The 3,112-nt window shown below is 70.2% G+C and carries 3 protein-coding genes; all 3 read left to right on the top strand.

Going from position 1 to position 3,112, the window contains the following annotated elements; translation table 11 throughout:
- The coding region (locus KBX53_RS27525; protein ID WP_210862434.1) for a glycoside hydrolase family 15 protein at positions 1-541 on the top strand (541 nt) is incomplete at its 5' end.
- A 120-nt stretch (positions 542-661) separates the two neighbouring features.
- Complete coding sequence (locus KBX53_RS27520; RefSeq protein ID WP_210862431.1) at positions 662-1,213, top strand: hypothetical protein; 552 nt, start codon at positions 662-664, stop codon at positions 1,211-1,213.
- 230 nt (positions 1,214-1,443) lie between these two features.
- Positions 1,444-3,112: UvrD-helicase domain-containing protein (locus KBX53_RS27515; protein ID WP_210862430.1), on the top strand; the 1,669-nt coding region annotated here is incomplete at its 3' end.

The following is a 3,112-nucleotide window of genomic DNA, read 5'->3' as shown; positions in this document are numbered from 1 at the left end:
CACCGGCCGCCCCGGGGACATGGCCTGCTGGACCGAACAACGCAACCGCATCTACGACCAGGTCATGGCCCGCGGATACCACCGGGGCCGGGGCACGTTCGTGCAGGCGTACGACGAAAGCGTGCTGGACGCGGCGCTGCTCGCCATGCCGGCGGTCGGTTTCGTGACGCCGAGCGACCCCCTGTGGCAGTCCACCCTGCTGGCGATCGAACGCGAGCTGGTCTCCGACAGCCTGGTCCACCGGTACGACCCGGTCCACTCCCCCGACGGCCTCCCCGGCCACGAGGGCACCTTCAACATGTGCACCTTCTGGTACGTCGAGGCGCTGGCCCGTTCCGGCCGCCTCGACGACGCCCGACTCACCTTCGAGAAGATGTTCACCTTCAGCAACCACCTCGGCCTCTATGCCGAGGAGATCGCCGCCACCGGGGAGCAGATCGGCAACTATCCGCAGGCGTTCAGCCACCTCTCCCTGATCAACTCCGCGCTGACCCTCAACGACCTGCTCGACACCGAGGCTGACGCCCGCCGCCGCCGGTAGCGCCGGTCGCCCGTCACCCCGCGTGCGAGCCCACCTCGGGAAGGGCTTGACGCGCCCACGTCCATCGCGCATCGTCGATACATATCGACCATCTCGAATGTGTTCACGCGGGGAGACCTGATGAAAGCCTTCGTCACCACCGCAGTGGCCGCGGCCCTGCTCCTGACCACGGGCAGCGCATCCCACGGCCAGCCGGTCGCCGACCCGCCCTGCGCCGGGCAGATCCACCCGAACCCGGGGTTCGAGCGCGGCGCGACAGGCTGGAGCGCCGGCCCCCGCATCGTCGTCTTCGGCGACGCGACCCGGCCCGCACACACCGGGCGCGGGTACGCCACCTTCGCGGGGCTGGACGTGACGCGCAGCGACCTGCTGCGTACCACCGTCACCGTGCCGGCCAACTGCGACCTGACGGTCAGCTTCTGGGTGCGGACCACCACCACGGAGATCAGCCGGGGCGACTACCTGAACGTCGGAATGGCGGTCACCGGAATACCGCCGAAGACGAGGTTCTCGCTGGCCTTCGACGGCGGGGCGCTGTGGCGGCAGTACACCATGTCGAGTGGGACGGCGACGACCGAGCGCACCGCGACGGTCAGCTTCCTCGGCAGCGAGACGGCCGGCAACGGCGTCACCGCCTTCGACGTCGACGACGTGACCTTCACGTTGGGCTGACCACAGCGGCGAACGCTGATCGACTCACCTCGCTCGGGCGGGCCAGTCCACCGTCTCCAGAGCGGGGTGGTTATTGACGGAGGCCACCTGAGCCCCGGGACCCGCAAGGGATTGAGATTCCCGTCTCTGCGGGCGGAGTTCCTGGGCGGTGATGGCCATCGACTCTATGCTTGCCGCCGAATGCACGGCGGCCCGTCCGGGCCGAGGGGGACCGATACGGGGATTCGCGAATGCGCCGCAAGTCTGCTCCGAGCAACAGCACCGCCGGCGTCAACGACGAGACGCCGGACGGCCACCTGACCGCCGCCGCAGAGGGTGCCGCGCTGCGATCCGCGGTCGCCGAGGAACAGACGTTTCTGGACCTGGCCACGGCCCGGCGGGACAGGCTGGCCGACCACCTGCGGGTCGAGCTTTCGACAGCGGCAGTGGACCCGATGGAGCAGGCCCGGCAGCGCATGCTCCGCCAACAGTACGACGAGCTACGGCGAGCAGAGGACGGGCTGGTCTTCGGTCGCCTCGACAGCCTTGACGGCACGGTGCGGCACGTCGGCCGGATCGGTCTCCGCGACGAGGGCGAGGGCGGTGAGCCACTGCTGGTGGACTGGCGCGCCCCGGCGGCTCGGCCGTTCTACACCGCGACGGCCGGCGACCCACAGGGTCAGGCACGGCGCCGGCACATCCGCACCACGGGATCAACAGTCGTCGGCGTGGACGACGAGCCGCTGGACGGGAGCATGACCGGCGAACTCGTCGGCGAAGGCGCCCTCCTGGCCGCTCTCGACCAGCGGCGCACGGGCCGTATGTCGACAGCGATCTCCACACTGCAACGGGAACAGGACGACATCATCCGGGCTGAGGCGACCGGCCCGCTGATCGTTCAGGGTGGCCCCGGCACGGGCAAGACGGTGGTTGCCCTGCACCGCGTCGCGTACCTGCTGTTCACGTACCGGAAGATGGCCGAACAGGCGGTCCTGGTCCTGGGCCCCTCGCCGCGGTTCCTCCAGTACATCGCCCAGGTGCTGCCCGCGCTCGGTGAGACCGCCGTCGTCTCGGCGACCTGCGACACCCTGCTGGCCGACGTCCAGGTGGGTCGCGACGAGAGCCGGCTTCTCGCCGAGATCAAGGGCCGCGCGCTCTGGCAGGCCACGCTCGAAAGCTACGTCGCGTCACTACTCCCCCGGCCCCGCGAGCTGACGTTGCGCTGGGATGGCGAGTTCTACGTCATCGCGGCCGCGACGGTGGCACAGGCGCTCGCCTCGGCGACACAGGGACGCCCGTACCACCGCGCCCGCGCGGCGTTCGCCGAGCAGGTGCATCACCTCCTCGCCGATGTCGTCGCCGAGCAGCGCGAGGCGCTGATGGACGAGATGGAGGAGGGCTTCGAGGACATCCTCGCCCGCGTCGACAAGAGCATGGAGCATGACCACCACGCCCCCCGGACGTCCACCGGCAGCGACGTCGACGGGCTGCTCTCCGAGGAGGAGGTCGAGCATCTGCGGTCCCGCATCGCCGAGAACGCCGCTGTCGCCCGGTTCATCGACGCATGGTGGCCCACCCTCGATGCCGAGACCCTGCTGGCTGGTCTGCTGACCGATCCCGCCCTGCTGGCCCGGTTCGCCCCACAGCTGTCCCCCGAGGAGATCGCCGCCGTCTCGGCCGAGCCGGCCGGATGGGCACCAAGCGACATCCCTCTGCTCGACGCCCTCGCTGAACTGCTCGGCGAGGTCGACACCCCGCAACCGCAGGGCGAGTTCGTCGCCGACCGCGCCCGGCGACAGCGTGGCTGGGTGTACGGCCACGTCGTCGTCGACGAGGCGCAGGAGCTGTCCGAGATGCAGTGGCAGATGGTTCTGCGGCGGTGCCCCAGCCGCTCCATCACCGCCGTGGGCGACATCGACC

This window comes from Micromonospora sp. M51 (assembly GCF_018070305.1).
Classification (GTDB): Bacteria; Actinomycetota; Actinomycetes; order Mycobacteriales; family Micromonosporaceae; genus Micromonospora; species Micromonospora parva.
The sequence above is the reverse complement of the archived record's forward strand: the minus strand, read 5'-3'. Positions and strand labels throughout refer to the sequence as shown.